The organism is Hymenobacter agri, from assembly GCF_054778495.1.
This window is the reverse complement of record NZ_BAAGZM010000565.1, coordinates 1-2,794: the sequence shown is the minus strand read 5'-3', so window position 1 is coordinate 2,794 and position 2,794 is coordinate 1. Positions and strand designations below refer to the sequence as shown.

Sequence of the window (2,794 nt, the reverse complement as noted above, 5' to 3'; positions counted from 1 at the left end):
GTGGCCGGCGCCCTCAACGCCCTGCCCGGCACCACGCGGGTGGGGGAGGACGGTAAGCTGTTCGTGCGCGGCGGGGCCGCCTCCGAAACCAAATACTACATCGACGGCCTGCCCGTGCAGACGCCCTACGCCGGCGCGGTGCCCAACGTGGCGGCCCGGGGCCGGTTTTCGCCCTTTCTGTTCAAAGGGCTGGTGTTCAGCACGGGCGGCTACTCGGCTGAGTACGGGCAGGCGCTGAGCGCCGTGGTGGTGCAGAACTCGACGGATTTGGCCCCTGAGACGCAGAGTAGCGTGTCGTTGATGTCGGTGGGCGGTAGCTTGGGCCGCACCCGGCGCTGGGAGCGCACCTCGGTGGCCGTGAGCGCCGACTACACCAACCTCGCGCCTTACTACAACCTCGTGCCCCAGAACCTGGGCTGGGACCGCGCCCCGCTGGCCCTGGGCGGCTCGCTCAAGGTGGCCCACAAGGTAGGGGAGGCCGGCATGCTGAAGCTCTACGGCACCTACAGCCGCCAGCGCCTGGCCCTGCGCCAGCCCGACCCCAGCCCCGCCTACACCGAAACCGGCCACCCCGTGGCTCTGGCCAACGACAACGCCTACCTCAACGCTACCTACCGGGCCCCGCTCGTGCGCGGCTGGAGCCTGAACACCGGCCTGGCCCTGACGGTGGATGACAACCTGATTCAACCCGACGTGCAGCGCGTGCGCGACCTCGACCAGTCGGCCGTGGCGCGGGTGGTGCTCACCAACGACTCGGCCAGCACCTGGTTCAACCTCAAAATAGGCCTCGAAGGCTACGCCCAGCGCTACCGCCAGCAGTACCAGGCCTCGGCCGACGCTAGCACACTGGCCCTGGCCGTGGATGAGCAGCGCGGCAGCGGCTTCGTGGAAAGCGAAATGGTGCTGAGCCACCGCCTCGCCGCCCGGGTGGGGGCGCGGGCCGAGTATTCGACCCTGTTGCGCCAGTTCAACGCCGCGCCGCGCCTGGGGCTGGCCTACAAAACCGGCGAGCACAGCCAGCTCTCGGCCGCTTGGGGCTACTTCTACCAAACCCCCACCACCGACCTGCTGCGCGTGAGCCATGCCCTGAACTTCGAGCGGGCCGAGCACTACAGCCTGCTGTACGAGCGCACCGTGCACGACCGCACCCTGCGCGCCGAAGCCTACCAGAAAAACTACCGCCAGCTCGTCACCTACGACCGCGCCAACGTCTTCAACCCCGCCGGCTACCAGAACGCCGGCAGCGGCTACGCCCGCGGCCTCGATGTGCTGTTCCGCGACCGGGGCACATTCAAAATGGCTGATTACTGGGTGAGCTACGGCCTGCTCGACACCCGCCGCCAGTACCGGGCCGACCCGGTGGCCGCCATCCCCACCTTCGCCGCGCGGCACAACCTGAGCGTAGTGGCCAAGTACTACGTGGCCAAAATGCACACCCAGTTCGGCTTCACCTATAGCTACGGCAGCGGCCGCCGCTACTTCGACCCCAACCAACCCGGCTACAACCAGGCCACCCTGCCCGCCTACCAGGACCTGAGTTTGAACGTGAGCTACCTCACCCACCTGTTCAAGCAGTTCACCATCGTGTACGTGTCGGCCAGCAACGTGCTGAACCGCCAGAATATCTACGGCTACACCTTCGCCGGCACCCCCGATGCCGCCGGGCAGTACCGCAGCGCCGCCGTGCTGCCGCCCGCCCCGCGCATGCTGTTCGTAGGCGTGTTCATCTCGATTAACAAGACGAAAGTGGATTTGGACAAGCGGCCGGATTGAGTGCGTGGTGCGCCCCACGCGCAAACAAAAGTTTTGTAGCGGAGCGGGTTTGATGAGCTAATAATTTGGGTGTGGAAACGTTACAAGCAAAATCGACTTCTGCTTTTCACTCATGAGCACATCTTTTCGATGGTTGACCCTGGTTCTGCTTGTCGGTAGTACGACAGGGCTCACCTGCTGCAAAAAGAACAGCGAGCCAGCGCCCCCCGAACCTTCGCAGCGAGAAATATGGCTAACCACGCCGGGCTGGAAGCTGGATGGTTTTGCAATACGCGAAACCACCGCTGCTGGGGTAGTTACCACGACCAATTACCCGCTTAGCAATTTCGACCCCTGCGCGCTCGACGACCTGGAGTACTACCACGCCGATAAATCTTTTACGGTAGACGAAGGGACGGTGAAATGCAGTGCGACTTATCCTGGATTCCTGACCAAAGGAACGTGGGCGTTTGCCGCGAATGAAACGGAGATTGTGGTCAACCCCAATCAGCCGGGCGCCACGTCCGTCCACGTGCAGACACTCTCAGCAACGACTCTGTCTACTTTCACCGCGCCTTATACCGATGCCAGTGGCACCACGTCGGTGCAGATAAGGACGTATTCTGCCTATTAGCGTCGGGCCAGCGCTGCCCCAGCCAAAACGGCCACCCCCTCCCGGGAGTGGCCGTTTTGGTTATCCTTCCGGACGACTGCTAGCGCCCGAAGCGGAAGCGCAGGCCCAGGGCCTGGCTGGTGGTGAGCGTGCTGGATTGGGCGTTGATGTTACCATCCGTCGCATTAAGGGCCTTGTTCACGGTGAAGTCGTAGGTGAGCTCGAAGCGGCGGCTGAGGCGGTAGCGGGCGCCCACGCCGCCGGTGAGCAGGTAGGTAGTCTGCGCCGACTGCGTGTCGAAGGACGTCGTGACGAGGGAGCCCTGGGTATTGTCGGTGCGCGAGCCCTGATAGTGCGTCAGGCCGCGCTCCACGCCCACACCGCCCAGCACGTCGAACTGCAGCCGGTGGGCCGGGTTAGCCGTGAGCG

The 2,794-nt window shown here is 64.5% G+C and carries 3 protein-coding genes; 2 read left to right on the top strand and 1 reads right to left on the bottom strand.

Annotation, left to right across the window (positions count from 1 at the left end):
* Both ACYVDE_RS19420 and ACYVDE_RS19415 read left to right on the top strand, forming a co-directional pair.
* Window positions 1-1,773, top strand: a 1,773-nt coding sequence (locus ACYVDE_RS19420; RefSeq protein WP_460503194.1) for a TonB-dependent receptor plug domain-containing protein, incomplete at its 5' end; no start/stop codon positions are given.
* Window positions 1,774-1,885: 112 nt separating this feature from the next.
* A complete protein-coding gene (locus tag ACYVDE_RS19415; RefSeq protein ID WP_460503193.1) occupies window positions 1,886-2,386 on the top strand; it encodes a hypothetical protein in 501 nt (166 codons plus the stop codon).
* Between the two features lie 79 nt (window positions 2,387-2,465).
* On the opposite strand, the gene ACYVDE_RS19410 is transcribed toward ACYVDE_RS19415, so the two are convergent.
* A partial coding sequence (locus tag ACYVDE_RS19410) for a hypothetical protein (protein ID WP_460503192.1) occupies window positions 2,466-2,794 on the bottom strand: 329 nt, incomplete at its 5' end.

Excerpts from the sequence above, each read along its gene's own strand:
- ACYVDE_RS19415 (WP_460503193.1), top strand. The coding sequence starts at position 1,886 with ATGAGCACATCTTTTCGATGGTTGACCCTGGTTCTGCTTGTCGGTAGT.